Source organism: Pseudarthrobacter sp. MDT3-1, from assembly GCF_054510755.1.
The window spans coordinates 1-26,685 of record NZ_JBTNDX010000008.1; the positions used below are offsets into that span (position 1 = coordinate 1).

The window sequence follows — 26,685 nt, forward strand, 5'->3', positions numbered from 1 at the left end:
CTTCCGCGTGGCCAGGCGAACGCTTTCGCTTCGGCGATTTCGGGTACGGCGGTGACGATGCGGGCCGCTGCTGCGGCGATCTCGGCTGCCACAACCCAAACACAGGTTGACGCCGCAGCCGAACTTGTCAAAATTGAGTCCGTTCGGTCATCCACGGCCAAACAGGCGGCCAACAAACTGGTCCGGCTCCAACAAATGCGGCTTGAGCACATTTCTGTCGTGACCATGGCTCTGCAGGACAGAGCGGCCGGTCGAATCTCAGTCGCAGCCTACTCCGAACTGGATTCAAGGGCCGCCGCGTTAAGCACTCTTCTCTCGGTTGCGGTCAGCGCCCAGCTGCAGACGGTCGGCAAAGCAGTGCCCTCACCACCGTTGACCGTTGAAGCCCCCCTCGCGGCTCTCAAGTCAGGAACCGGGCCCATCACCCCTGCACCGGGTTGGGTGGGATTCCCCGGCGGCTGTGCTCTTCCGGCAGGGCAGGACGCGTTTCGCCCGGTCCCCCTCTCACCCGGACCATCGATTGTCACCACGGCCAAAATGGTCCGGGACGCCAAAGCCCGCATGATGGCCGACCCCGTCCAAGCCAAGGAGCATGCCTACCTCCTAAGGTCCGCTACCGCAGAAGCCGCCATTGTCCGTGATCCAACAACGCCGTGGGTCTGGTTCCCCAACCGGGTTTTGCGTCTGGGCTATGGCTGGCTGGCGGGGCAAGACACCTCCTCACGCGACAAACTCGCAGCGGACACCCGGAACATATTGTTAGCCGGACCCGAATCCATGGATGATGTCCGGTCGGCCACTGTCCTGACGGCAGCGGCGATGGCCGTGGACTGGACCGGAGGCATGCCTGCGGTCAACGATTCCGTTCTCGTCAAGTGGATTGGACCCACGACGTGTATGTTGTCCGACCATGACAGCTGGGTAGACGGACCTACGAACCTCTCGGCCGCTCACGATTCTGCAGTGTTTCTTGCCGCAGTGGCCTTCCTGAAGGACCGCCCCGCCCAATCAGCCACCCTGGCAAAGGCAGCCCTCACGGCAGTCCAACCGGCTCTCAAGACCATCACGGCCGACGGAGGAACGTTCGAGGGGCCGGGGTACTGGAATTACCAAAGTGGTGCCGTGTCATCTTTGTACTCGACTGTGGCAAACGTCTACAAAACGGCTCCGGCACCCCTCCCCGCACTCACCGGTGTGTCCAAATACGCAATCGACGCTGCCACACCGTCCGGGCAAGCGGTGTCCTTTGCCGACAGCTCTCCACAGCGAGTGTCCGCCCTCATGCCCGCCTGGGATTCCTACGCCCGGCAGGACGCCGCCGTCGCCGGATGGGTCACCGGGGAGTACCAGAAAGCCAGGGATGTCCGGCTCCTTTGGTGGTGGGTCAACCCCGGAACACCGCGGACACCCGCATCCGCGATGTTCCCGGCCACAGGCCTTGCGGTTCTTCAAGCCCCAGGAAAGACCGCCGCCCTGAAAGGCGGCGTCAACGGATCCCTGCACAGCCACCTGGATCTCGGAACGTTTAGCTACAGCAGCAAAGGCGTCGACTGGATAATTGACCCGGGCCCCGGCTCATACAGTCTCCCCGGATACTTCTCATCCACCCAGCGATGGACGTATTGGAAGACCAGCACCGCAAGCCATTCAACGATCAGCGACTCAGGCAAAAATCAGCCCCTCACCGCATCAGCCCCCCTGGCCGTCCCCTCCCCAACAGCGGCGGCCGTAGACCTTCGCGCCGCGCTGCCAGGCACCACCAGAGCCCTCCGCAGCGCGACCCTCACCACGACAGGCGTCAATCTCAAAGACTCAATCCAGGCCCCCCAGCCACGAGATCTGAAGTGGCAAATCGTCACCGACGCCGTCGTCACGGTAACCGGGTCACAAGCCACCCTGAACAAATCAGGCCAGACCCTCACCATCACATTCACCGGCGCTCCCCCGACCGCCCAACTCAACGCCATCCCAGCACCCGAAACCAGCTCCACAGGCGCCAAACTCACCCTCATCACCCTCTCCCTGCCCAGCGCCACCGCGCTAACACTCACCGCAAGCTTCAACTAGTGCGAAATTGGGGCTGGTTCGGTCAATTTAGAAGGTGACCCTAGACGCATGGCAATCCTCGACCATCCCGCTCACGGGGCCCAAATCGGCCGTGCTGAATTTCGAGGCCCGCGCCGCCGCGGTAGCTGTCCCCGAGTAGTGAATGGCCTCGTGCGCCCAGGGCGAGATCGCGGACATCGCCAGCGCCTCCAGGGGACCCGACAAGCCTAAGGAAACAGATCCACCCCGACGCGATCGACGTAATAGCTTTGGCGGCGCCCACGATAGTGAGCGGTCCCTCAGGGCCCAGCCTCCCTGTCCGTAGCCCGCAGACCTTGATGGAGGCGGCGTCCATGACCGTCCCGGGATGCGACACCTAGTCGGTCGTTGAACCGCGATTTCCCGCTGCTTAGGTTGGATCCCAAAACCGAAGATCGAGGCCCATCGCACGACCCGGATCTGCAGTCAAATGGCGCGTGCGCAGGCCCCGTTCAGTCATCAGAGGTGACGGATATCCCCGACCTTGCGTTCACCCTGGGCCTAATGCCTTGCCGGCATGGCCGTCTGCTGCGGTTTGTTCCCGATACTCGATACCGGGCTACGACGCCGGCCTGACATTACTCGCCACTGACTCGGCGTACTCATGTTGATCCGCGGGGCTACTTGGTGCCATCTGCCGTGTGTACCTGACTTTCGTTACAGCCCGAATTCGGGTAGTTCCAGCTGTTGTCCGCCTATGTTTTCGCGTGCCAAAGTCTCCCTACCAGGCCGGATGCAACCACCCGGCGACGGCGCAGTCAACTCTGGGGGGCACAATGAATTCGCTTGCGAGATCCGTATCCATGGGGCTGCTCGTGTACGCGTTGATTTCTGCCGGCGCCCCACCGCCGTCCCATGCAGGCCAGCCCGTCTTCGCCACGATTCACCCCGTAACTGCCCTCGGTACAATCAGCGAGCAGCGTGCGGTACTTCGTAGTGCCTACTACCTGTCCCTCCAAGAAATCAGCGACGCGCAGGCGGCTGGTCGGACTCTTCCGCGTGGCCAGGCGAACGCTTTCGCTTCGGCGATTTCGGGTACGGCGGTGACGATGCGGGCCGCTGCTGCGGCGATCTCGGCTGCCACAACCCAAACACANGACCCGCACGTTAGGCCGAACATGACCTTCGGTAGTGCCAGCACGGGACTATCTCATTAACGACGTATCCGGCGTTTTCATTTAGTAGCTTTCAGCTGCCGGGAAACGGTCGCTGAAAGTGATGGCGAAGGCGTTCAAAGCGGGCTTCCAACGCACGGCCCATCGGGTCCTGCCGGCACCGGTCGGATCGAGGGATCGGGTGACCAGATACAGGCACTTTAGCGCAGCCTGTTCGGTGGGGAAATGACCCCGGGCCTTCACTGCGCGCCGGTACCTGGCGTTGAGGGATTCGATCGCGTTGGTCGAGCAGATCACGCGCCGGATTTCCACGTCGTAGTCCAGGAACGGGATGAATTCCTCCCAGGCATTCTCCCAGAGCCGCACGATCGCCCCGTATTTCCTGCCCCAGCGCTCCGTGAGCTCCTCGAACGCCGCCCGCGCGGCCGCAGCATTCGGCGCCGTGTAAATGGGCTTCACATCGCGTCTGAGGGCGTCCCAGTCCTTCTTGGACCCCAACCGGAAGGTGTTCCGGATCAAGTGAATGATGCAGGTCTGCACGGTCGTCAGCGGCCACACGTTGGTGACGACTTCGGGCAGGCCTTTGAGGCCGTCGTAGACCAGGAAGAACGTGTCTTTGACGCCGCGGTTCTTGATGTCAGTGAGCACGCTCATCCAGAACTTCGCGCCTTCACCGCCGGTGCCGGCCCACAGGCCCAGGATGTCCTTCTCCCCGTCCAGGGTCACGCCGATGGCGACGTAGATGGGCCGGTTGGCGACCTGCCGTCCCGGACTTTGACCACGATGGTGTCGATGAAGATCGCCGCATAGACCTCGTCCAGCGGCCGGTTCTGCCAAGTAGCCATCTCTTCAAGGACCCTGTCGGTGATCCGCGAGACCGTCTCCTTCGGCACCGAAGCGCCGTAGATCTCGGCGAAATGGGCGCTGATCTCCCCGGTCGTCAAGCCCCTGGCGTAGAGGGAGAGGACCATCTCATCCACGCCGGTGATCCGACGCTGGCGCTTGGCAACGATCTTCGGTTCGAACGGTGCCTTCCCGGTCCCGCGGAACGTCGATCTGCACCGGTCCGGTCGTCTCCGTCAGCAAGGTCTTGGCCCGAACGCCGTTGCGCGAGTTGGCGGTGTCCTTAGCCGCGGTGTCGTGTCTTTCATACCCAAGATGCTCGGTCATTTCCTCATCGAGAGCGGTCTCAATGACGGTCTTCGTCAGCTGCTTGAGCAGCCCGTCAGGACCAGTCAGGGCCACCAGGCCCTGTTCCTTGGCCATCCTCACCAGCTCGCGCGCGGCCTCGACCTCGGATTTTTCTGTCAGTTTTTCAACGGTTTTCGTACTCGGCACAGCCCCAAGTGTTGCGGCCATATCGGGCTCCTCCCCGCCAGGCTCACCGCCCGGCGTGTCGAGCCGGATACACCGTTAATTCCACAGTCCCGCCAGCACTGCCGAGTCTTCCGGTAGAATCGCCTCGGCACGATGAAGGCCTATGGGGGATTAGCCAGTTTTTCTGCGTGCGCGATGCGTCCGGATTAACGCTTCTGGCGTGACGAGTCCTCAGCCTATCTGCTAGCCGCTGGGTGAACATCCTTCATGGGGACTCCCTTGTGGTATGCCCGGACATTGGATGCATTGAGAACGGATGAATAATTGAAGAACCTCGTAGTAGTTGGCCAGGGATATGTGGGGCTTCCCCTCGCTCAAGGCGCGGTGTCCGCTGGCATGAATGTAGTCGGGCTAGAATTGAATCCTGCGATCGTGAAAAACCTAAATGCGGGCATGTCACACGTTGATGACATCTCTAATTCCGATCTCCAGACGATGGTCGACGCCGGTTATCGAGCGTCCACCGATGCAGCGGTTATCCGTGATGCAGATGTGGTCGTCATCTGCGTGCCCACGCCGCTGGGTGAGGCTGGAAGCCCGGACCTGAAGGCCGTGATTTCGGCCACGGAATCGATTGCTGCAAATCTCTCGCCAGGGACTTTGGTGGTTCTCGAATCGACGACCTACCCCGGTACTACCGAGGAGCTGTGCCAGCCGATACTGGAACGCCACGGAGCGCATATCGACAATGATTTCTATCTGGCATTTTCACCGGAACGAATTGATCCGGGTAACGAGACGTACGGGTTGAAGAACACGCCGAAGGTTGTGGGCGGAGTTACTCCTGAATCAACTGAGGTTGCAGTCGCTTTCTACAACAAGTTCGTGGACACTGTCGTCCCTGTCAAGGGCGCCAAAGAGGCGGAAACAGCCAAACTGCTTGAAAATACATACCGTCATATCAATATTGCGCTTGTCAATGAAATGTCGAAGTTCTGCCATGAGTTGGACATCGATCTTTGGGACGTAATCTCAGCAGCCAAAACTAAGCCCTTTGGATTTCAGGCCTTTTACCCCGGACCAGGGGTTGGCGGCCACTGCATTCCTATCGACCCCAACTACCTTAGCTACCAAGTGCGTCGTTCCTTGGGATATCCTTTCAGGTTCGTTGAACTGGCAGAAGAAATAAACAACTCCATGCCACGCTACGTGGCTGACCGCATCCAGGCGCTTTTGAATGACGTGTCCAGGCCGCTGCGGGGGGCCAGCGTGCTCCTGCTGGGAGTCACGTACAAGGCCAACATTGCCGACGAGAGAGAGTCACCAGCGGTTGATGTCGCCGAGGTCCTGGTAAGCCGGGGAGCTATCCTTAGTTTCCATGACCCCAAGGTAAATACTTGGACTGCTGCTGGCGCCACGTATGCATCCGTCGAGGACGTGGACGACGCTGTTGCAGGCGCCGATGTTGTTGTGCTCCTTCAGAATCACTCTGCCTATGACGTGAATTCCCTGAGCGACAAATCGTCCATCTTCTTCGACACTCGCGGCGCAACGTCCACTTCGTCCGCGAACCGACTTTAAGGCGGAGTGGGGTGTTTCAGGGTTTCGGCACTTGGCAACTGCGCGTTTCTGGCATTGGTTGCACCGCAGCTGTCGGGGCGGTTATCGGCGCTGCCTTCGGAAACGTGCTGCTATTGACCATGGGCATTTCCGTTGCCTTGGTGGTAGTGATGCTGTTGGTGTTGTCTGCTGCGCGATTGCAGAACAATAGGACGCAACAGATCAAGTTGTCATTGGCTCGTCTGGAAGCCAAAGCGAAACGCGTGGAAGCGGGCCAGCCTAACGCACCCCTCTCGGCCGGGGACCTGGGGAGTGGCCTGACATCGAAGGCACCCACTTTGCGCGTCGGCGCAGAATTCGAGTATGCAGGGCGCATAAAGACGATGCAGTCTCACTTCGAGACCTTCGCTCTACGCTCGCGAAGCCGCCTTATCCGGGACTCCTTTGCACGAGCCGCCACGGGTGGATCCATGGGCTACTCCGATTTGGTTCGTTCATTGGCAGTAATCGAACTAGGTTACGCATCTGAAGAATCAATCCAGCAGGTCAAGACTTGGCGGTCTGATTCTTTGCTCGCCCTTGCAAGATTGGCCGCCAACCAGAGGTCAGCTGAACTAGACCTCGAAGAGGCAGCCCGACTTTTCGCCTGCGTGGAGAAGAACTTCGGCACCAAAGCGCTGGGACGGAACGATCGCCTCCTTTATGTGGAAGCCTTGGGTGATCTCGGATCGACCAAGGCTCTTCGGCTCGCAATCAAGCGCTTCCAGCTAGGAACAAAATACCCGGTCCAAAGTTCCCTCCTGTGGTCGAATGCCCTGCAGGTGACGGACCAGGGCGAAACAGACTGGCTAGAAACGCTAAATGGGATGTTCAGGGATGGCGGCATAAGCGAAGTCCGCCTGCGTGAAGGTTCGATGGATCGAATCGACCGACTGATTCCGGCCGAGTCGGAGTCGGTGACAGACGGACCTCTCGTGAGCATCATTATGCCTACGCACAATGGTTCGGAGCTCATCGAAACAGCCGTTTCCTGCCTCGTCAACCAAACGTGGCGGAATATCGAGATCATTATCGTCGATGACTGTTCCGACGCGTACCACCGTTCGCGCGTAGAGCATCTCCGGCAACTGGATCCGAGAATCGTTGTGCTCCAGCAACAGACAAACTTGGGGGCTTACTGCGCACGGAACCTCGGTCTCGGGGCTGCCAGGGGACAGTTCGTGACTGTTCATGATGATGACGACTGGTCACATCATCAGAAGATTGAACTCCAAGTGCGTCACCTTGTCGACAACCCAGAGCTGCCGGCAAACATGAGCCAGCATGCCCGGTGTACCCCTGAGTTGAACTTTTTGAGGATAAACAACAATCCGCAATTTTGCCAACCGAATTTCTCTTCGCTGATGGTTAAGACGTCGATCCTGAAACACTTAGGCGGCTGGGACGCTGTAAATAGAGGCGCGGACGCCGAGTTCCGCGATCGCTTGGTGGCCGCCCATGGGATTGCTATTCCCGTCGTCGGCGACCTGCCTTTGTCGTTCACCAGAACTCGAGAGGGTTCGCTCACCTCCGGTGAAATGTGGCGCGGCTACGTAGACTCCTCTCGACTCCTCTACCTCGCTGCCTACCAGCGATGGCATGCAGCGGCCGATGACCCTAACTCGTTCACCCTGAGCTCTCAAACGGAACGTGCGTTCCCAGTCCCGCAGTCGATGCTTCCTGGCATGCGTGGCCAGCATTTGGGAAACTTTGACGTTGTTTTCGCAACGGACTTCAGATTCCCCGGAGGTACTTCCTCTCTCACTCTGGCAGAAGTCCGTGCCGCCGCCGGGGAGGGGTTGCGCGTGGGTGTCATGCAGCTGGATTCACCTCTGAACCAGGCTACGGACAAAATATCCGATCGCTTCTTCGATGCCCTTGAGCTCCCGCAGGTAGCAACTATCGGGCTTAGGGATGTCGCGGACGTGAGACTTTTGGTGGTCCGCCACCCGTCTGTGGCCACGTTCCTCGACGCGGCCGATAGCAAGCTCGCGGTGAGCCGGTGCGTCTTGATTGTCAATAACCCACCGGTATTGCACGGCGGAAAAGGCATGGTATTTGACCTCCCAACTTGTGTGGCCAACCTTGACCGGCTCTTCCGCCTGCGGACAACAGTGGTGGCCGAATCAAAACTCACACGCGACCTATGCCGGGGCCTTATTGCAGCGCCGCGGCTTGCAAATGGAACATGGCCTGGCTTTGTGGAAACAACCCAGAAATCCACGGCATGTCCAAGCCCGGGCTCTGCCGTGTTGGGCAGGCATTCACGGGACCATGAACTTAAGTGGCCAACACGTGAGCAGGATTTCAACGCCGTCTATAAGTCGGAGAACGGCAGTTTCAAGACAGTCATTCTGGGCGGGATCCAGTCTTTGAACTCTAAATACGGAGCAAACGTTGAGAACGGAATTACTGTTCATCCATTTGACTCCTTAAACGTAGGCGATTTCCTCGAAGAACTTCATTTCTGGGCATATTTCCACGATGACCGGCTCACTGAGTCCTTCGGCATGGCAACAGCGGAGGCTATGGCTGCCGGCAAGGTCGTCATACTCCCGCCCTACATGGAAAAGACTTTCGGCACTGGGGCCATCTATGGGCAGCCCAAGGACGTTGCGGCGATCGTGGCAACGTACACATCCCAACCGGAACTGTTCGCGCACCAGTCAAGAGTTGCACAAGAGACCGCTCTGCGGGACTTCTCTTCCTCAGCGCTGCTAGCTCGGATTGATCGCTTTTCCGAGCGGACGGCCTCTGCGGAATGAGCAGGAAGAAGGACCTTGGCTTTGCTTCACTGGTGCTGGGAGGCCTCGTGGTGTCAGCCACGCTCGGCGGCGCCGCCTTCCTCACGGGGGATCTGATTGCAGTCACCAGACTTATCGGCACCGCCGGCTACGTTCTGGGCGCGACTGTCCTCGTTCTCTTGTGTGTCGTCGGGTATCGCCAAGTGAGGCTGGGTGAATCAGCCCGACGGCAGCTTTCTGCTTTTAGCAAATCAGAATCTCGGCATGATTACAGCCGAAGAGTCCAATTAGATCAATTTCAGTCAGGGCTGGCCAGACTGCGGTTCTTGACCGAGGGAATAAGTGGCTATCAGGCGCCATTTGACCCTCGGCTGAAGCTCCCGTTCGACGAGGAATCAGATCTTCCGCGTGTGTTGTTTGTAACCAGCAATGGCGCAGGGGTGGGTCACCTCACTCGATGCCTCGCTGTTGCGCGGAGTGGGCGCGAGAAGTTCCAAGCCCAATTCGTCTCCTTGTCATCTTCCGCAGAAATAGTCAGACTGTTCGGCTTCGATGTCTTGAAATTTCCGAGCCAGGCGGCCACTGCGCAGGACACGGCGGCCTGGAACGACAGTTTTGCAACCTTTTTCGACGCGGTCTGTCGGCTGAACCATCCCCGGGCGATAGTCTTCGATGGGACCTGGATCTATCGCGGCGTGCATGAATCCGCCAAACGACACGGGGTTTCACTGATCTGGCTCCGGCGTGGACTTTGGATGGATACATCCGACGTAACCCAACTAAAGACTGCCCACCTGCTGGCTGACCGTGTGCTCGTTCCAAGGGACGTCGCAGACACCGCAGACGCAGGGCCGGTATCTGCGTCGCCAGGCACTGTCGTTCCAGCGCCTACGCTGACTACGCCTTCGGAGTTTCTCACGCGGGACGCCGCTCTCGGTGAACTCGGACTCGACCCGGCGAGAGGCTATGTCCTCGTGCAACTCGGGGCCGGGGCCATCAACGACGTTTCAAATGCCAGGGAACAAGCAATCTCCCGGATTCTGACGCTCAGCCCTTCAGTGGACGTTGTAGTGGGCCTTTCTCCCTTGAGCAACGACTACGTAGACAACAGGCCCGGGGTCCACGTCCTTAGGCAGTACCCTCTGGCAAGATACTTGGCGGCGTTTGACTTCATGGTCATTGCCGCCGGCTATAACTCAATTCACGAATCGGTACGTTTCCAGACGCCCGCAGTGGTGGTTCCAAATCTCCAAACCAGCACTGACAACCAGGCTCTGCGGGCAGCTGAATATGAACGACAAGGCTTCGGCCTTGCAGCAAATTCTCTCGAGGAACTTGCTGATGCCATCCAACGAACCAGCGATCCAGAACTCCGACGGTGTTTCAGGAAGGCGCTCCAGTCGGTTTCTCTGCCACTCGACTCCGGTGAAGGTGCGGCGTCGAAAATTCATGGCTGGATGACCTGCGGCTAGACCGATAGAAGGACCCAATCTCATTGCGTTCGCGATGGATTCAACGAAGAACGGATAATCTAAGAATCAATGCCCACAGAAGACCCAACCACCTCTGACCCCGCATCCGCGGACACGAATGCACACTACAAGGTTCCAATTCGGCGACATTCGAGCTTGGAGGACCTTCAGCTGCTGCCGAACACCAGCAGTGTCAATGAAGTAGAGTTCGCCGATGGTGCGAGTCTTCATTTCTTTGCACGACTCGTACCCTCGGACACTCTCTACGTCGCGTTTCATGGTGCAATGCGCGTCGACCATGACACATATCCGAGATTCGAACGGGTCAACTCGCTAAGCAAACGATCATCAACGTTCTTGTCCTTTGCCGATCCCACCTGGCATCTCAACCCTCATATGAATCTGTCTTGGTTCCTCGGCGGCCCGGATTGGGATGCCCTGGATCCGATTGAGCGCGTCGTGCGGCGAGCCCTGGACGTCACCGGAGCCAAATCTGTCGTGTTCGTAGGAGGATCAGGGGGCGGTTTCGCCGCTCTGCGCATTGGGATCCGATTCCCCGGATCATTGGCCTACGTTCAGTCCCCACAAACCGTCATTACTCGTTATCTACCGTCAACAGTTGATCTGTACTTCGAGTCGGTCTGGGGCGAACCCAAGATTCAAGTAGTCAAGCGCACACCCCACAAGTTTGATCTCACTGGCCTGTACCGGACCAACCCGGGCGTGAACTTTGTCTACTATCTCCAAAATCTGAACGATCCGGCGCATATAAGAGATCACTATCGGCCGTTCAAACGCATACACGGAATTTCTGAGGCTCAGGGCACCAGCCGTGACGCCATGAAACGTTTCTACATCTCAGACTCCGAGCTACTGCGCCACGGCCCTCCGACTTCGTCAGAATTCGAACTGAATTTCAGCCGAGCGATCCAATTTCATCAAGCTGGAACTGGTACTGCGAAGCATAGCGGGGCTTAGCTCACCCATCATGGAGCATGTACGACATATGTAGATATTGCACTCTGGCAATGGGCGACTGCTTCGCTAAATGCCGCTGCCTATCTCCGAGAGACGATCGCCCACAAAATCGTAAAAATCCTGCACGTAGTGAAAAGGCGCCAAGCCCCATTTATGGTTCGGATCACTAATGATTACATTAGCTGGCGGTCGGATTATTTGTCCCTCCGGGAGCTTAGAACAAAAATATTCACGATACCGAGCGTAAAGACTATTGGCGGCGTCGGGTGTTCGTCCGGCGTGCGATAGCCCGCGGTCCGCTCCCGCTCCCGCGACCGTTGTAGCCCACCCCGCGTCCAGAAAAGCGACCGGCGCCGGACGGGGAAGACCGCCGACGACGTTCAGCATACGGTCCAGGGCATTGACCCATCCCTCGAAATGTTCGTCGCTGCCGCTATCGATGCGCCGCCAAGCTGCGGCTTGATTTGCTGGAAAATCCGACTCCCTAAGCGCCGGGGAGTCTGTCAGTCTCTCTTCGCCTTTGGACAACACATTGAACCTTTCGTCGACGATGTCCACGAGTAGGAGGTCATACGGCAAGGAGCGCAAAACTTTGGGCAGACTCTTCTCAGCATCTGCCTCAAGCATCCGACGCTGGAAACTGGAGCGAACATGGGCAGACGAGCCGGCGAGATTGGTTGGCCTGCGGGCAAAGGCCGAAAGCAACGACGACCGCGCAGAATAGCCGGCTAACTCGACTCCTGGCCGTCGAGCAAGTTCAAGACTGTCTCTTGAGATGCAACTGCCATAAATGAGTACGCGCACTTCTAGATGACATCCAACACTAGCGGCGCCACGACGGCAGGTCGTGACCACAGACCGCATACATCAACCACCGCCGCAGCGGCAATATCTTCACGAACCAGTCCCCTGAAGGCGGAGTGATCCACCAAAACGCCCAACACGCCCTTTTCAGCGGCCACGCCGCCCGAACCGACCAGACGAACATTCACCAAGCCCTGCAATGTCAACGGGAGGGCCGAAATGTGTGGTTCGACCACATTGACCTGAACTTTCGGAAGCGCAAGGGCCACATCTCGAGCTATTTGCACCGAAGGGGACTCCCGTAAGTCGTCGATATCCGCCTTATACGACAATCCCAACAATGTCACTGAAGTGGCTCGGCACTCACCCACTGCTCGCGTGATGTCCGTCGCTACGTGAGCTGGCTTGGCGTCGTTGGTGTTCCTTGCCTGGCGCATGAGCGGTGTCTGATCAGGTGCTGCGCTAATGAGGAACCATGGATCTACTGCAATGCAGTGCCCTCCCACGCCTGGCCCCGGTTTAAGAATATTAACGCGAGGATGCCGGTTCGCGAGCTCAATGACTTCCCAAACATCAATATCGAGGACATCAGCGACGTTCGAGATTTCATTAGCCAAAGCGATATTGACGTCCCGGTACGCGTTTTCGACGAGCTTTGCGGTTTCAGCTGTCTCGGCTGTCGTCGTCAACACCTCCCCTTTGCAGAAAGTTCGGTAGAGAGCGGAAGCCATCTGAGTCGACGCAACGGATAAGCCGCCGACGATCCTGTCGTTTTCGATCATTTCTGTCATGATTCGACCGGGCAATACTCTTTCAGGACAGTGAGCGAATAGGACGGCGGATGACCCATGCTCATCACTGAGAGCCATCTCCAAGTCCGGACGCAAATCCCCGATTGTACGAGCCAGGCGTTTTGTCGTGCCTGGCGGTGACGTCGATTCCAAGATGATCAGCTCGGACCCTGTCAGCACGGGAGCGATGGCTCTCGCCGCCGCCTCAACGAACGAAAGATCTGGCCGATGGCCCGCCTTGAAGGGCGTTGGCACCGCAACGACAAAGATGTCTGCCACGGGCATCTCGAACTGCGCTGACAGCCACGATCGGCTGACAGCGCCCGCCACTGCAACGTCCAGGTCGGGCTCCACAAATGGAACTTCCCCAGCGTTGACGGCGGCAACAACTTCTGGGTTGGTGTCCACACCAATAACATGGAATCCGTGGCTTGCAAGAACGGCTGCTGTCGGCAACCCAATGTACCCCAGTCCGATCACGGCCACTGTTTTATTTTCCATCGATTTCCTTAGTCTTCAGTGCAATGGCTATTCGTAAAAGACGCTCGAACGGACGGTGTGTCAGACTTAGTCACAAGAAGACATGCCCGCTAAAGTCGCCATACGATTCGACGTCGCCGGTAGAAATGGCCTCCATGTCACTTAGCTGCCACGTGTGAGCGTGCACACCACGGACCTGAACGAAATTAAAACGATCGGCCGCGTAGATCATTCCGCCGGTGGCGCGCACGCGAGACAGGAAATCTGTGTCTTCTCCTCGTGTCAGGTCGGCAAAGGGCACCTCCAGAAACAACTCTCGCGCTCCCGTTATCGTGGGGCCCATGACTTGGCTTACGAAACGATGTTCGTTTTCATGGAACCGGCGTATCAGAATCTTTGAATCCTCCAAATACATGTAATGTGCTGACTTACCGACCACATCCGCACCACTAAAGGATCGGGCGTGCACTAAATCTCGCAGATAATGCTGACCATATAAATCGTCATCGTCCATTTTCGTCACTAGAGCTCCATCAGCAGCGGTGACTATTGCGTTCAAACATGTACCCAGAGAGTCAGATGCGCTCCGCGTCAGGTGAATAAAATTTTCGACATCATGCGCGCGGGCAATTCGCTGTAGAGATTCATCGGCGGGATCAAAACCATGCGTGAGAAGGACCAACTGCTTGCGCTCATAAAGCTGGCTCGAAAACTGGCTAAAAATGTGCTCCAGCTGCTTCGGCCTGTTGGTCGAAACCATGCAGGATACATCTGGTCGCAAATTGGACAAGTGAGCCGAGAGTCCAACTCTCTCTAGAACGTTCTCGACTCTGTGGGAGTACGTATGAGCATCCCATATTCTACGTTGAGCCAAATGTACTGCACGTTCACCAAGACTACTGTTCCGGACCAGCGCCCTGACAACATCCCGAGTCTCTTCGGCGTCGGTGGCGACGAAAATCTCTGCAGGCGGAAAAAACTCCCCAATAGCTAAACTAGGCGCACTTACTACCGGTGTTCCGGAGGCGGAAATTTCAAATATCCTTCGTGCACACATACTCGGCGAATCTGTCACTGAGTTAACGTTTAGGAAGACTTTGTATGCTTTGTAGGCAGTGAGCATTTCCGCGTAGGGAAGTTGACCAACCACCCTGTCAGCGAATGGCTCAGGAAACTGATATCTTTCATCATCGCCGAGCATCCTGGAAAAAATTTCAAGTCCGGAATCCATGCCTGCGCTGCCCGCTATCGCACCCCGGAGCAGGAAGTCCATTTGTTCCCGCCGTTCCGGAAACTTGTGACGAAAATACATGCCGGCAAAGGCGATGTCTCGCGAGTGCCAACCGCTCCGAGGCCGAACAGGGTTATGAATCTTCGGTTGGGCAGCAAAGGGCAAGACGTAGACTCGATCGTGGCCGAGATCCCGAACATAATGTGGACATCTCGTCGCATCACTTGTAAATATGACATCAAATAATCGCGCCGTCTCAAGAAAGTCAGCGTAGTGCGGCGGGTCTTCTTTATTCCAAAACACTGTTGGAATACTCTTGCTGCGACACCAAGCGACCAGACTACGAAGGTCCTGCGAGGGTCCACTATCTCCAGTCAGGTGATACTTCCAGGCTCCGGAATTTCCTACCCAGGCAGACTCCACAAACAAGATATCGATCGGATCGTCTGTGATCTGCAACAGCCAGTTGGTTGGAGTTACGGCGACGCTGTTCCACTCAAAACCAAAACACATGGACGAAAATTCATCTAGTATCACAGCTGCCCGCAAGTTGAAACGCGGTTGATCCACGCCACTAAGATCGACCGGGGAAAACGAAAGTCGCCGTGCACCCCAGCGGCGTCCCCTCAACCGTGAGAAAGTTCTCGGGCGAGCAGAGCCCGGGCCTTCCAAAGTTGCATTGCGCCGGGCCATCCATATCTTCAGCTCAGACACGCCCCCGCGCCGAAGGTGCCAGAGGCCAGTTCGAAGATGAGCAAGCCGCTTATGACCGCTCACTTCCAGCGCCTTCGTCCGGCGGCCCGCTCGGTGACCTCGACCCGCTTCATTTCACGACGAGCGGCGCGTCGAATCTTCTCAGCTGAAACCTGGTCGTCGCGTCGAAGATACCAGATGAATTTCTCATAGAGACTTACCACTCGCTCGGTAGCACCATCGTGGAGCATCTCCCCCTGATCGAGCCAGACGACCCGAGTGGCCAGATCCCTGATCGAGGACATGCTGTGGCTCACCAAGAAAACGCAGCCCGCCTGCTCTCGCAACTCAGTCATTCGGGCCCTGGTGCGTTCGCCAAATTCGGCATCGCCGGTATTCAGTGCCTCGTCCAGAATTAGTATTTCAGGGTCCACCGCCGCGGCGATTGCAAACCGCAAGCGAGACGCCATGCCAGAGGAATACGACTTCATCGGAAGGTGAATGGCTTTGCCCAAGGCAGAAAGCTCCACGATCGACGCGAGTTTTGAATCAATCTCGTCTCGACCTAGTCCCATGGCCAGGCAACCGAGCACGACGTTGGCTTCACCTGACAAATCAGGAACGAGCGCTGCGCTGACACCCAATGCGATTGGGGTGCTTGTGGCTAGAACGCTGCCCGTTGATGGGCTCTCCTGACCGCTGATGAGCCTCATTAGCGTACTCTTGCCGGAACCGTTTCGGCCAATGACGCCGATGCATTCTCCATGCTCCGCAATCATCGACATACGTTGCAGGGCTTCGACGCTAACGGTTGGGTGGTGATTTCGGAGTCTGCTCCGCATTTTCCCGAGTACGTCCTTTGGCCTATTGTCACTCGACTCCGAACTAATGACCCGGTAAGTCATACTAACGTCATCGACAACCACGGCTGGAGACGAGACCGAAATATCAGCTCCGTCCATAACGCTCCTCCGCCCGCCAAAAAAAGACAATACCCACGGATAAACTTCCCATTGCCCAGATGCACAATGTTAGCCACCGCACCATAGTCGGCCAAGTGTCATAAAGTAAACAATCCCTGGCAATGTCTAGGACAACAAACATTGGATTGGCGTTCATGACGGCGATAATCCACGGTGTATCCGCGAATCGATCGACTGAAAAAAATACGGCCGACAAATAGAGCCATGCACGCAATGCAAAGCCGAGCAAGTGAGACACGTCTGGAACGAACGCCACCACTCGAGCCATAATCAGAGAAATTCCTAAATGGAACAATGACTGAAGACAAACGGCGGGCACCAAAAGGATCCATTTAATGGAAATTACCTCAGCTGGTGGAATAAAAATCACGAGCAGAAGCATGACAATTAACGTCGGGACCGAAGACAGCGCCTCTCGCACGTTGACGGCGATCGGCAAAGTCGCGCGCGGAAACCTAAAGGCCTGAAGGACATTGCGATTCGTAATCATTGAGCGCGCAGAAGTTGAAATTGATCTCGTACTGTATTGAAAAAGAAAAAGTCCAATAATAAGATACGAGATGAAATTTTCGATTCCATGACCCGTGCCTAGCATTATACCAAATATCAAATAGTAAACTGCCCCATTCAATAGCGGTGTCAATATCAACCAAGCTCCACCCAGTCGATCCTGCGAGGTCCCGCTCATAACACGGGCTCGGGAATCGTAGTACACGAAATGACGATAATCCCACAGGGTAACGAGGTAGTCCAAGAACTTTGGCCGCGATCCTACTCGTTGCAGCAACCTTATATTTACGGGCGTCGGGGTCGGTGCCGGTACGAGCGGATCGTGCTGACTCATTGCCCGTGTCCTCTGATAATGCGGTCGTACTCGCCCGCGAATCTCTCAGCATTGGATGCCCATGTTCTATCCCGAAGCACTTCCGACCGTCCTGTAGTTCCAAAGGCTGCCCTCGTTGCGCTCGAACCAAGCAGTTGCGCTAATTTTTCCGCCAAGTCATTATAGTCACCGGGCTTGGTGAAGATGCCTGTTCGGTCTTCAGTAACAATCTCTCGGAGCGCAGGTAGGTCACTAGCGATCACCGGCCGCCCCGAGGCGAGTGCCTCGACTGGCTTGAGAGGTGTTACGGATCGCGTCACCTCAAGATCCTTGCGGGGCACAACAAATACGTCCAATGCTTGGTGGTAGCGAGCAGCTTTGTCCCGGGGCACCCGCCCCGTGAACACGATTCGATCACTCACGCCGGTTCTTTTGGCCTGTTCCTTCAGGAACGGAGCCGAGACCCCATCTCCGACGATGAGCAGCCTCAGGTCCGTGTGGCTCTTGGCTAACAGGCAGAAGGCAGCAATGAGATCGTCAATCCCCTCATAGGGTACCAAGCTGCTTATCGTGCCGACGTATTGCCCCTCCTCGGGGAGGCCAAGATCCCGGCGTGCCTCTGCTGTAGCGAGTGGCTCCAGCAGGAACCCCCCGCCGACAGCGTTGGGTGCAATGAGTACATTTTCAGCAGCTACCCCTGCGGCAACAATATTGTTTTTCATGTTGTCGCCAAGGGTCACTACCAGGTCCGCCGACAGCATGGCCTCCCTCTCGCGTGCTTGGAACAAACGGTATCGTTCGCTATTCCGGGCCTCCGGTCCGCGCGTGGCAGCCCACGTGTCTGCGAGCTGGCCGCGGACCTCATATACCCACGGGATGTCCAACGCCTCGGCCACCGCCCGCGTGACGATCGCATTCACGTGATGGGTGGTCGTATGCATCAGGCTTGGCCGGAATTTCACGGCCACAGCCAACAGGGCCTCGGCCTGCTGTTGAAGGCGGCCATCCATGGTGGCTGCGAGGCGGGACGGCAGCAGCCGCTGGTAAGCGATGCCGTCCACTACGTCGCGATGCCGGGCAGCGAGTTTCCCGACCTGCACTGGGTAACCCACTCGTGTGACGGCAAGGGTTTCCCAGCCGGCCTCCTGCTGGGCAAGCAATATGGAGTGCGAACGCTGCGCATAGCCACTGGCTGTGTGGGGTAAGGAATTTGTCAGAACGTGTAGAACCCGGCCTGGACGTGGATCCATGTGCACCGGATTGAGCCTCGGCCTCCAACCTTCGAGGATCCGCAGCTCAGCCGCCAAGCGTTTGCTCTGTCGGCGTTCGCCGCCGCCGGCGTCCGCCAGAACTTCGACCGCGGAAGTAACCGCACCGCTGTACCAGAACCTCCGCGCCTGCACGGCCCGGAGGCGGCGAGCTCCGGTTGCTTGCGCCAAAAGGGAGTCAGCCAGGTCAGGTCGGTGGGCGACAAGTGCGACATCGGCCATGGACCGTGCCTTGTTGGCAGAAAAAGTGCCACGGGACAGAGCGCTTTCGAGGCGCCGAACTATTTCTTCCTGCTCACCGGCGACCAGGCCGGCCAGCAGCACCGGAACCGAAATGGAATCCGCGGCGCAACTGCGTCGCACCAACCCGGCGATCGGCTGCACGAGGCGGTCCGGCAGCCGGCGAGAAATCTGCAGCATGAGCAGGGCAGGATCGTCCGCCAGATGTTGCGCTGCCGTTTCCGCCGCGAGGCGAAGGTTGGCGAAAAATTGCATCATGGACGCGGGCCGCCACTGGTGCTTAGCAGATCACGGATCAGATCCATGTACCGGGCAGCCAGCACGGGGTAATCAGCATGCTCTTTGACCCAATGTCGCCCGTCGCCATTTCGGATGAGCTTTCCGCGGTTAGCCGCGAGGTCCCGCCACAGGGCGGCAACGGCCTCAGGGTTGCTCGGAACGATGTCCCCCGCACCGGCTTCGGCCACGATCCGGGCGGCCTCGCCCTTGACTATGCCGGTCACATGGCGGCCCAGGGCCAACACTTCATAGGTCTTGGACGGAACAGTCGTATCAAACGATTTCCAATCGTCCCGCAAGGACACCACGCAGGTGTCCGCCGAGGCATATCGATCCAAGACGTCCTGGCCATGCAAAGAATCGTGGAAGGTAACAGGAGCGTTCAACTCTTTGGCTAGCTTCTCCAGGGCAGGGCGCTGTACTCCATGACCCACCATGTGAAGGTGAATCGAATGGCCTACAAGGGCACTGGCTTGGATGGCGATTTCTAGCCGCTGGCTCTTGCCGTGGTTTCCCAGATAAAGAGCCTCAAATACTTCCCGTTCCAACGCCGGAGCGTCCAGTACAGGAAGCGTCTCCAAGCGGACCCCGTTGCTGATGGTGGCAACATTCTTTAGGCCGCGATCGCGCAACGTTTCGGCAAAGCCCTCCGTCACCGTCACCACAAGATCAGCACGGCGCTGCACAAATTCGACTGCCCTTTCAGCCAGGCTCTTGACGTTGCCCTGAACCAGGCGCGCATCCCGGGCGAGGTCCGGCCAGGCGTCCCGCATCTCCACGACGAGCGGAATCCGTCGAAACCGGGCAAGTGCATAGCCGGCGCCCAGCATGGGCAGACTTGGAGCCGTGACAATGAGGACGTCTGATGGGCGTGTCAGCAAGCCGAGAGGAACAGAAAGCAATGCGGAGAAGCATTGATCAATGAACCTTGTGGCGTGGGAATTCCCATGCCACAAGTAAGGAACACGCCTGATCAGCTCGGCATATTTCCCCTTCTGAGCCAGCAAGGGGCGTCCGGCCACGCTGCGAGGCAACTGCCGGCGTCCATGTGGTGCGTGCGCCACGGGGGTAACGACATCAACCTGCCAGCCGGCCACCCTCAACTCTTTGACAAGCGCACTCCACCGTCGTTGCGGTGGACTGCTCTCTGGCCAGTAGGAATGGGTTACAAGCGTAACGCGCGGCTCAGCCCGCGCCCGGTCGGGCGCCTGTTCGGATATTGGCATTGTCCGCAGGCTACTTCACGGACTTGGACGGCATGCGGGCCCCTTTGGACCCCAGGGTTCGAAAATACGCAACGCCCGCGCCGATGAGGGCGAGGACGGTGAGTACCTGTACGTACAGTGGGCTGCCTGTCGCTGTGGCAACCACGGCATCGATGGTCTTAGTGACTGGCTCGGGTAGCGCCACGGGCGCAACAGCCGCACGTGGTTCAGAAGTGATGCTGGGGGTCGGCGTCGGTGTGGCGTCGTCCGCGAGGACGACTTCCTGACCCTCCGCAGCCGATCCCTCTTGCATCGGCAGGGGCACTACGGCCGGAGCTAACCCTGAGTCTGCGGGCACTGGGTTTACGACTCGCTGAGCGCTAGGAACTGCAGGCTGTGGCTCCTGGAGGGGATCCGGCAGGGTCACAGTCGTAGTGTCTTCAGGCGGTGTCGCCGTAACGTCAGGCGTAGTGGTAGTAGCGTCTTCAGGCGGTGTCGTCGCCGTAACGTCAGGCGTAGTGGTAGTAGCGTCTTCAGGCGGTGTCGTCGCCGTAACGTCAGGCGGACTAGTCGTGTCTTCAGGCAATGTCAAACCAGGAGTGTCAGCAATGATGGGCGGAGTCTCACCATTATCACCGAATGCAGCGGGAATCGGCGCGGCGCTCAAAAGCAGGGCAAAACTAACTGCCACCAGGCATTGGCGGCGGGCCATACCACTCGTCTTTTTCACTCAATGCCCCCCAGGCTGCAGATCTTCCGAAAGTTGCTGTACCACTTGGAATGCCCAAGTGGGACGCTATACGTCGTCGTACAAGCAAAGTCCAGTCACTGGACGTTCTAGCCCAGCTTACTTGATTCAAGCATCAACACAGATTCCGGTGTGCGTTAGCGGAGCACATTTCTCAGATAGGCGACTTACATGACGCCCGCGTTGGGAGGCCTGTGAAACCCCTCAGGAGAGGTGGGCGATAGGCTGGATAGATGCCTAATCCCCCTTTTTCCTTGCCTATCCGCGTGTCACGAATCCTGCTGACGGCGGCCATCGCTGGAGGCGTTCTGTCCGCCTGCGCCCCGGCCGTGGATGTCACCGCCGCAGCCGATGCGGCGAACCCGGCCTGCGCTCCGATGATGGTGGCCCTTCCGGACGCCATCGGCGATGCTGACCTTCGGAAAACCAACAGCCAGGCCACCGCAGCCTGGGGGGACCCGTCACAGGTGATCCTGCGCTGCGGCGTCAACGTTCCAGGCCCGACGACGGACCGGTGCGTGAGTGTCAACGGCATCGATTGGGTCATCAAGGAGGGCGACCCGGTGTGGACGCTGACGACCTTTGGCCGCGAACCCGCCACGGAAATCCTGATGGATCCGGAGAAGATCAGCTCCGCGACGGTCCTGGCTGATCTTTCCGCCTCAGCCGGAAAGATCCCGGCCAGACGGAACTGCGTGGGTCAGGAAGAACTGCAGAACCTACCGTCCAGCAAGTAAGTCGCCGGTGAGGTGGGGACTACCTTAGGCCGGTCTTCCGGTTCAAGGCCAGGTAGATCAGCTCATCGATCAGGTCCGCATAGTCCAGGCCCGATGCTGCCCACATCTGCGGGTACATGCTCTTGGGCGTAAACCCGGGCATGGTGTTGATCTCGTTGATGATCAGTTCGCCGTCGGGCGTGTAGAAGAAGTCCACTCGGCTCAGGCCTTCCGCACCCACAGCGTCGAAGGCAGCTGCCGCGAGTTCCCGGACCCGTACGATGGCTTCCTCGGGAATGTCGGCGGGGCAGCTCAGCGCGGCGGCGTCGTCCTCAACATACTTCGCGTTGAAATCGTAGAATTCGTGCGTTCCGGCGGCGACGGAAATTTCGCCCGGCATGGACGTCCGGGGGGAATCGGTCCCGCGTCCTTCCAAGACCGCGCACTCAATCTCACGCCCTACGATGCCTGCCTCGATGACCAGTTTGAGGTCGTGGCGCCGGGCTTCCTCGACGGCGGCGTCGAGTCCCTCGAGCGAGTCCACTTTGGAGATCCCCATGGACGAACCCGCCCGCGCCGGCTTGACGAACACAGGAAAGCCGAGCTGGTCCACCTGTTTGCGGACGGCCTCCGCGTCCTTGACCCACTGACGGTCCGTGACGGCAATGTAGGGCCCCACGTGCAGCCCGGCGGCCTCGAACACAACCTTCATGTAGTGCTTGTCCATGCCCACAGCCGACGCAAGCACGCCGGCGCCAACGTAGCGCGTGTCGGACAGTTCCAGGAGCCCCTGGATGGTGCCGTCCTCGCCAAAGGGACCATGGAGAAGGGGAAACACAACGTCCACCGTCCCGAGTTCCTGCGGTACCTGGTTCGGTGAGGCGACGATCAGCTGGTGCTCGCCGCCGATCTCGGCCAGTGTCACCGTTTCCGACGACGGCGGGACCTCCGGCAGCGACGACGCGGACAGCGACCATTGGGCGGTATCCCCCGCGGCCAGCACCCATTGCCCCGATTTGGCGATGCCGATGGGGATGACATCGTACTTGTCTTTGTTGATGGCGCCCAGGACGCCGGCAGCGGTCACGCAGCTCACGGCATGCTCGCTGGACCGGCCACCAAAAAGCACCGCGACGCGGGGTTTGGCCCGTGGGGCTTCATCCGCTGCGGTCAGGTTTTCATCGGACATCGTCAGTAATCGCCTTCGGGTTTCAGGTCCCGGGCCAGCAGCAGCGGCCCCAGTTGGTCAACGGACAGTTTGCCGGCCAGGACGGCAACGACGGCGGCGGTGATGGGCATCTCGACGCCCAGTTTCCCCGCTAGCTCGTGCACGGCCTGGCCGGATTTGATGCCTTCGGCTGTTTGGGTCATCTTCAGTGCCAGCTCGTCAAGAGTGAGTCCCTGGCCCAGCAACCGGCCAGCCGTATGGTTTCGCGACAGAGGCGAGGAACACGTCGCCACCAGATCCCCCAGGCCCGCCAGCCCGGCCATGGTCCGTGCCTCGCCACCAAGGGCAAGGGCGAGCCTGGATGTTTCGGCCAAGCCTCGGGTGATCACGGAGGCCTTGGTGTTGTCCCCCATCTGTTTACCTTCACAGATGCCCACGGCCAGCGCTATGACATTCTTGACGATGCCGCCAATTTCCACACCGACGACATCCGCCGTGGTGTACGGACGGAAGTACGGTGCGGTGCAGCTCCTCGCGATCCAGCCCGCGGCCGCCGCATCGGAACAGGCCACCACAGAAGCAGTCGGTTCCTCCCGGGCGATCTCCATGGCCAGGTTGGGACCGGAAACCACGGCAATGCGGTCCTTGGGAATCCCCAGTTCGTCGCTGATCACCTCACTCATCCGGGAGTCCGTGCCGAGCTCCAGGCCCTTCATCAGGGACACCACCATGGCGTCAGCGGCGATCAGCGGCTTCCATTCACGGAGCTGGAGTCGCAGTGACTGTGCAGGAACGGCCAGGACCACCAGGTCCGCGCCCGCCAGCACCTCGCTGACGTCTGTGGACGCTGTGATGCTGGGCGGCAGCTCTGTGTCCTTCAGGTACTGGACGTTTCGGTGCGTGCTGTTGATCTGCTCCACAACTTCGCTGCGTCGGCCCCAGATCCGGATGCTCCGCTGTTCCCCCGCTGCCCGAGCCGCATCGGCGAGGATCTTGGCGAACGTGGTACCCCAGGAACCGGCGCCCAGGACGGCGACAGACCGGGCGGAACCCTGACGGCTTCCGTCAGCCATCAGGTGGCATCCGCAGCGTCGTCAGGATTTTCCCGCACAACGAAGCGACCGTGCGTGGCTTGATTGTGCTTGGAAGGGTCCCAGCGTTCAGCGGGCGGCTCCTCCCCGCGGATGTCGGCCAGCAAACCGGTCACGGCATCCATGATCTTCTCGGTGGCCGCGGTCAGCGTTGCTTTGTCCAGTGGCCGGCCCATGAACTGGCTGAGGTCAACGGGCTTGCCCACCATCACCCTGGACGTCCTGCGCGGGAAAAGGTGGAACCGCTTCGCATAACGCGGGAACACCTCATGGGCGCCCCAGTGCGCGATCGGTACCACGGGAATGCCGCCTTCCAAGGCAAGGCGGGCAGCGCCGGTGTGGCCCTTCATCGGCCACAGCGCGGGATCGCGGGTGAGTGTGCCTTCGGGGTAGATGATGATGGCCCCGCCGTCCGCCACAATCTCCTGGGCGAGCTGCAGCGAGCGGTTCGCTCCCGCCGTCGAGCGTTCCACCGGGATCTGCCGGGTGGCCCGCAGGACCGCGCCCAGGACGGGAACCTTGAACAGCCCGGCCTTCGCCAGGAAGTGCGGGGCGCGGTTCTGGTTGTAGAGAATGTGCCCCACGATCAGCGGATCGATTTCCGTGCAATGGTTAGGCGCGGCAATAAACCCGCCGGCGGGGAGGTTCTCGAGGCCTTCCCACTTCTTGTTCATCATTGCGTTCAGCACCGTGCGCACTATGGCCGCGACCACAACGAATGTGGCCTGGCTCTTGGCCGTTTCCTTCACGTACCCACCGCTACTTTGTCGAGGTGATGTCGAAGTCGGCGCCGAGGCCGGACAGCTTTTCGGTGAAACGTTCGTAGCCGCGGTTGATGATGTCGATCCCGGTCACGCGCGACGTGCCCGAAGCGGCCAGCGCCGCGATCAGGTGGCTGAAGCCGCCACGCAGGTCCGGTACGTCGATGTCGGCGCCCTTGAGCTGGGTGGGACCGGAGATGACGGCGGAGTGGAGGAAGTTGCGCTGGCCGAAGCGGCACGGCACGCTGCCCAGGCACTCGCGGTGCACCTGGATGCTCGCGCCCATCCGGATGAGCGCGTCGGTGAAGCCGAACCTGTTTTCATAGACGGTCTCGTGAACGATCGACACGCCTTCGGCCTGGGTCAGGGCCACCACCAGCGGCTGCTGCCAGTCGGTCATAAAGCCGGGGTGCACATCCGTTTCCAGGACCAGAGGGTTGAGCTTGCCGCCCCGGTGGTAGAAGCGGATGCCGTCCTCGCCGATGTCCATGCCGCCGCCTACCTTCCGGTAGGTATTCAGGAACGTCATCATGTCCCGCTGCGAGGCGCCTTCGACGAAGATGTCACCGCGGGTCACCAGTGCTGCCGAAGCCCACGACGCCGATTCGTTGCGGTCCGAGAGGGCACGGTGGTTGTAGCCGCCCAGGTCCCGGACGCCTTCAATGCGGATGGTCCGGTCGGTCTGGACGCTTATGATGGCGCCCATCTTCTGCAGCACTGCGATGAGGTCGATGATCTCAGGTTCCGTGGCAGCGCCGGAAAGCTCCGTGATCCCTTCGGCGCGGGTGGCGCTGAGCAGCACCTGCTCCGTCGCACCCACCGAGGGGTAGGGCAGATTGATCTTGGCGCCATGCAGGCCCTTGGGCGCAGAGATGTGGATGCCGCCCGGGCGCTTTTCCACCACGGCGCCGAACTGGCGGAGCACGTTCAGGTGGTAGTCGATGGGCCGGTCACCGATCTTGCAGCCGCCAAGGTCCGGAATGAAGGCCTCACCGATCGCATGGATCAGGGGTCCGCAGAGCAGGATGGGGATACGCGAATCACCGGCGTGGGCATCGATCGCCGTGCTCGGGGCGGTTTTGGCCGCCTTCGGATCCAGGGTGAGGTCACCGCTGACGGGATCCTTGACCACCGTCACTCCGTGCAGCTGCAGGAGCGAGGTGACAACCTCGACGTCCTTGATCTCCGGAACGTTCCGCAACACCGACGGCTCGTTGCCCAGTAATGCTGCCACCATGGCCTTGGGAACAAGGTTTTTGGCTCCCCGGACGCTGACGCGGCCTGTAAGCGGGACTCCGCCGCGGATTGTCAGAACACTACTCATATACCGGTTTCCTTACGATTACTCGCCCCAAAATCCTTGCAAAGGCTCCAGCTAAGCATAGGAGGTTGCGTTACCGAACCGAAATACGGGCGCCGAAAGCCTCCGGCGCGGCGCTGTACAGGCGGCTCCGTCCGGGGCGGGAAATTCCGCGCTCCCGCTCAGGAAAGGCGGGCCGGAAGCGTTTTGGGCATAAAGGCCGGACGGGTGGCCTCGAAGGCGGTGATGTCCTCTTCGTGCTGGAGCGTCAGGCCAATATCGTCCAGGCCTTCCAGGAGGCGCCAGCGTGTGTAATCGTCGATTTCAAAAGGCGCGACGATACTGCCGCAGATAACAGTCTTTGAAACGAGGTCAACGGAGACTTCGGTGCCTGGTGCGTTTTCCAGTTCTTTCCAGATCAGCTCGATATCGTCCTGGGCGAGCTCGGCGGCCAGCAGCCCCTGCTTGCCGGAGTTCCCACGGAAAATATCGGCGAAACGTGAAGACAGGACCGTCTTGAAGCCGTAGTCCTTCAAAGCCCAGACGGCGTGTTCACGGGACGAACCGGTACCGAAATCCGGGCCCGCCACCAGAACGGAGCCGGCGTTGAACGGCGCCTGGTTCAGGATAAAGGCCGGGTCCTTGCGCCAGGCGGAGAACAGTGCGTCCTCGAAGCCGGTACGGGTGATCCGCTTGAGGTAGACCGCGGGGATGATCTGGTCCGTGTCAACGTTGCTCTGGCGCAGCGGGACGCCGATGCCGGTGTGGGTGGTGAACTTTTCCATGGCGGCCTC

19 protein-coding genes and 1 pseudogene are annotated in these 26,685 nt (G+C 59.2%); 6 read left to right on the plus strand and 14 right to left on the minus strand.

All coding sequences use genetic code 11. The features are described 5' to 3' along the window. The first annotated feature begins 372 nt into the window (after positions 1-372). A complete protein-coding gene (locus ACX80X_RS07955) occupies positions 373-2,067 on the plus strand; it encodes a heparinase II/III domain-containing protein (RefSeq protein ID WP_459311701.1) in 1,695 nt (564 codons plus the stop codon). A 1,196-nt stretch (positions 2,068-3,263) separates the two neighbouring features. Here the strand turns inward: ACX80X_RS07955 and ACX80X_RS07960 are convergent. Continuing rightward, positions 3,264-4,559: pseudogene (locus ACX80X_RS07960) on the minus strand (IS256 family transposase). 282 nt (positions 4,560-4,841) lie between these two features. On the opposite strand from ACX80X_RS07960, the gene ACX80X_RS07965 reads away from it, so the two are divergent. From ACX80X_RS07965 to ACX80X_RS07980, 4 genes are all read left to right on the plus strand, one after another. Continuing rightward, on the plus strand, positions 4,842-6,098 hold the full coding sequence (locus ACX80X_RS07965) for a nucleotide sugar dehydrogenase (protein ID WP_252601369.1): 1,257 nt from the start codon (positions 4,842-4,844) through the stop codon (positions 6,096-6,098). An 11-nt stretch (positions 6,099-6,109) separates the two neighbouring features. Next, positions 6,110-8,881: a glycosyltransferase gene (locus tag ACX80X_RS07970; RefSeq protein WP_252601372.1), complete on the plus strand. Its 2,772-nt coding sequence runs from the start codon at positions 6,110-6,112 to the stop codon at positions 8,879-8,881. Further along, positions 8,878-10,332 (plus strand): glycosyltransferase, encoded by a 1,455-nt coding sequence (locus ACX80X_RS07975; RefSeq protein ID WP_252601375.1) that lies wholly within the window; start codon positions 8,878-8,880, stop codon positions 10,330-10,332. The genes ACX80X_RS07970 and ACX80X_RS07975 overlap by 4 nt, the downstream gene beginning before the upstream one ends. Before the next feature lie 156 nt (positions 10,333-10,488). Beyond that, positions 10,489-11,310 carry a hypothetical protein gene (locus ACX80X_RS07980; RefSeq protein ID WP_252601379.1) on the plus strand — a complete coding sequence of 274 codons (822 nt, stop codon included), beginning with the start codon at positions 10,489-10,491 and terminating at the stop codon, positions 11,308-11,310. A 66-nt stretch (positions 11,311-11,376) separates the two neighbouring features. Here the strand turns inward: ACX80X_RS07980 and ACX80X_RS07985 are convergent, their stop codons facing one another. The 8 genes from ACX80X_RS07985 to ACX80X_RS08020 form a co-directional block, all read right to left on the minus strand. After that, positions 11,377-12,174 carry a DUF6270 domain-containing protein gene (locus ACX80X_RS07985; RefSeq protein WP_252601382.1) on the minus strand — a complete coding sequence of 266 codons (798 nt, stop codon included), beginning with the start codon at positions 12,172-12,174 and terminating at the stop codon, positions 11,377-11,379. Next, on the minus strand, positions 12,117-13,406 hold the full coding sequence (gene wecC / locus ACX80X_RS07990; protein WP_252601384.1) for a UDP-N-acetyl-D-mannosamine dehydrogenase: 1,290 nt from the start codon (positions 13,404-13,406) through the stop codon (positions 12,117-12,119). The genes ACX80X_RS07985 and wecC overlap by 58 nt, the downstream gene beginning before the upstream one ends. Before the next feature lie 70 nt (positions 13,407-13,476). Then, positions 13,477-15,186, minus strand: coding sequence for a glycosyltransferase family protein (locus ACX80X_RS07995; protein ID WP_308216201.1), 1,710 nt, complete (start codon positions 15,184-15,186; stop codon positions 13,477-13,479). Positions 15,187-15,389: 203 nt separating this feature from the next. Continuing rightward, positions 15,390-16,151 (minus strand): ABC transporter ATP-binding protein, encoded by a 762-nt coding sequence (locus tag ACX80X_RS08000; protein ID WP_252601387.1) that lies wholly within the window; start codon positions 16,149-16,151, stop codon positions 15,390-15,392. A 106-nt stretch (positions 16,152-16,257) separates the two neighbouring features. After that, on the minus strand, positions 16,258-17,007 hold the full coding sequence (locus ACX80X_RS08005; protein ID WP_252601390.1) for an ABC transporter permease: 750 nt from the start codon (positions 17,005-17,007) through the stop codon (positions 16,258-16,260). Between the two features lie 125 nt (positions 17,008-17,132). Then, positions 17,133-18,881: a glycosyltransferase family 4 protein gene (locus ACX80X_RS08010; RefSeq protein WP_459311705.1), complete on the minus strand. Its 1,749-nt coding sequence runs from the start codon at positions 18,879-18,881 to the stop codon at positions 17,133-17,135. After that, a complete protein-coding gene (locus tag ACX80X_RS08015; RefSeq protein ID WP_256476950.1) occupies positions 18,878-20,128 on the minus strand; it encodes a glycosyltransferase family 4 protein in 1,251 nt (416 codons plus the stop codon). The genes ACX80X_RS08010 and ACX80X_RS08015 overlap by 4 nt, the downstream gene beginning before the upstream one ends. A gap of 10 nt (positions 20,129-20,138) precedes the next feature. Beyond that, positions 20,139-20,420: a hypothetical protein gene (locus ACX80X_RS08020; protein WP_252601399.1), complete on the minus strand. Its 282-nt coding sequence runs from the start codon at positions 20,418-20,420 to the stop codon at positions 20,139-20,141. Between the two features lie 668 nt (positions 20,421-21,088). On the opposite strand from ACX80X_RS08020, the gene ACX80X_RS08025 reads away from it, so the two are divergent. Then, positions 21,089-21,592, plus strand: coding sequence for a DUF3515 family protein (locus ACX80X_RS08025; protein WP_252601402.1), 504 nt, complete (start codon positions 21,089-21,091; stop codon positions 21,590-21,592). 19 nt (positions 21,593-21,611) lie between these two features. Here ACX80X_RS08025 and ACX80X_RS08030 read toward each other — a convergent pair whose 3' ends face one another. From ACX80X_RS08030 to leuD, 5 genes are all read right to left on the minus strand, one after another. Next, positions 21,612-22,760, minus strand: coding sequence for a D-alanine--D-alanine ligase family protein (locus tag ACX80X_RS08030; RefSeq protein WP_252601405.1), 1,149 nt, complete (start codon positions 22,758-22,760; stop codon positions 21,612-21,614). 2 nt (positions 22,761-22,762) lie between these two features. After that, positions 22,763-23,812: an NAD(P)H-dependent glycerol-3-phosphate dehydrogenase gene (locus ACX80X_RS08035; RefSeq protein WP_252601408.1), complete on the minus strand. Its 1,050-nt coding sequence runs from the start codon at positions 23,810-23,812 to the stop codon at positions 22,763-22,765. Further along, positions 23,812-24,579 carry a lysophospholipid acyltransferase family protein gene (locus tag ACX80X_RS08040; protein WP_058932093.1) on the minus strand — a complete coding sequence of 256 codons (768 nt, stop codon included), beginning with the start codon at positions 24,577-24,579 and terminating at the stop codon, positions 23,812-23,814. Before ACX80X_RS08040 ends, ACX80X_RS08035 begins: the two co-directional genes overlap by 1 nt. A gap of 10 nt (positions 24,580-24,589) precedes the next feature. Beyond that, on the minus strand, positions 24,590-25,915 hold the full coding sequence (murA, locus tag ACX80X_RS08045) for a UDP-N-acetylglucosamine 1-carboxyvinyltransferase (protein WP_056349177.1): 1,326 nt from the start codon (positions 25,913-25,915) through the stop codon (positions 24,590-24,592). Positions 25,916-26,073: 158 nt separating this feature from the next. Then, positions 26,074-26,676, minus strand: coding sequence for a 3-isopropylmalate dehydratase small subunit (leuD, locus tag ACX80X_RS08050; RefSeq protein ID WP_252601411.1), 603 nt, complete (start codon positions 26,674-26,676; stop codon positions 26,074-26,076). Positions 26,677-26,685: the final 9 nt, after the last annotated feature.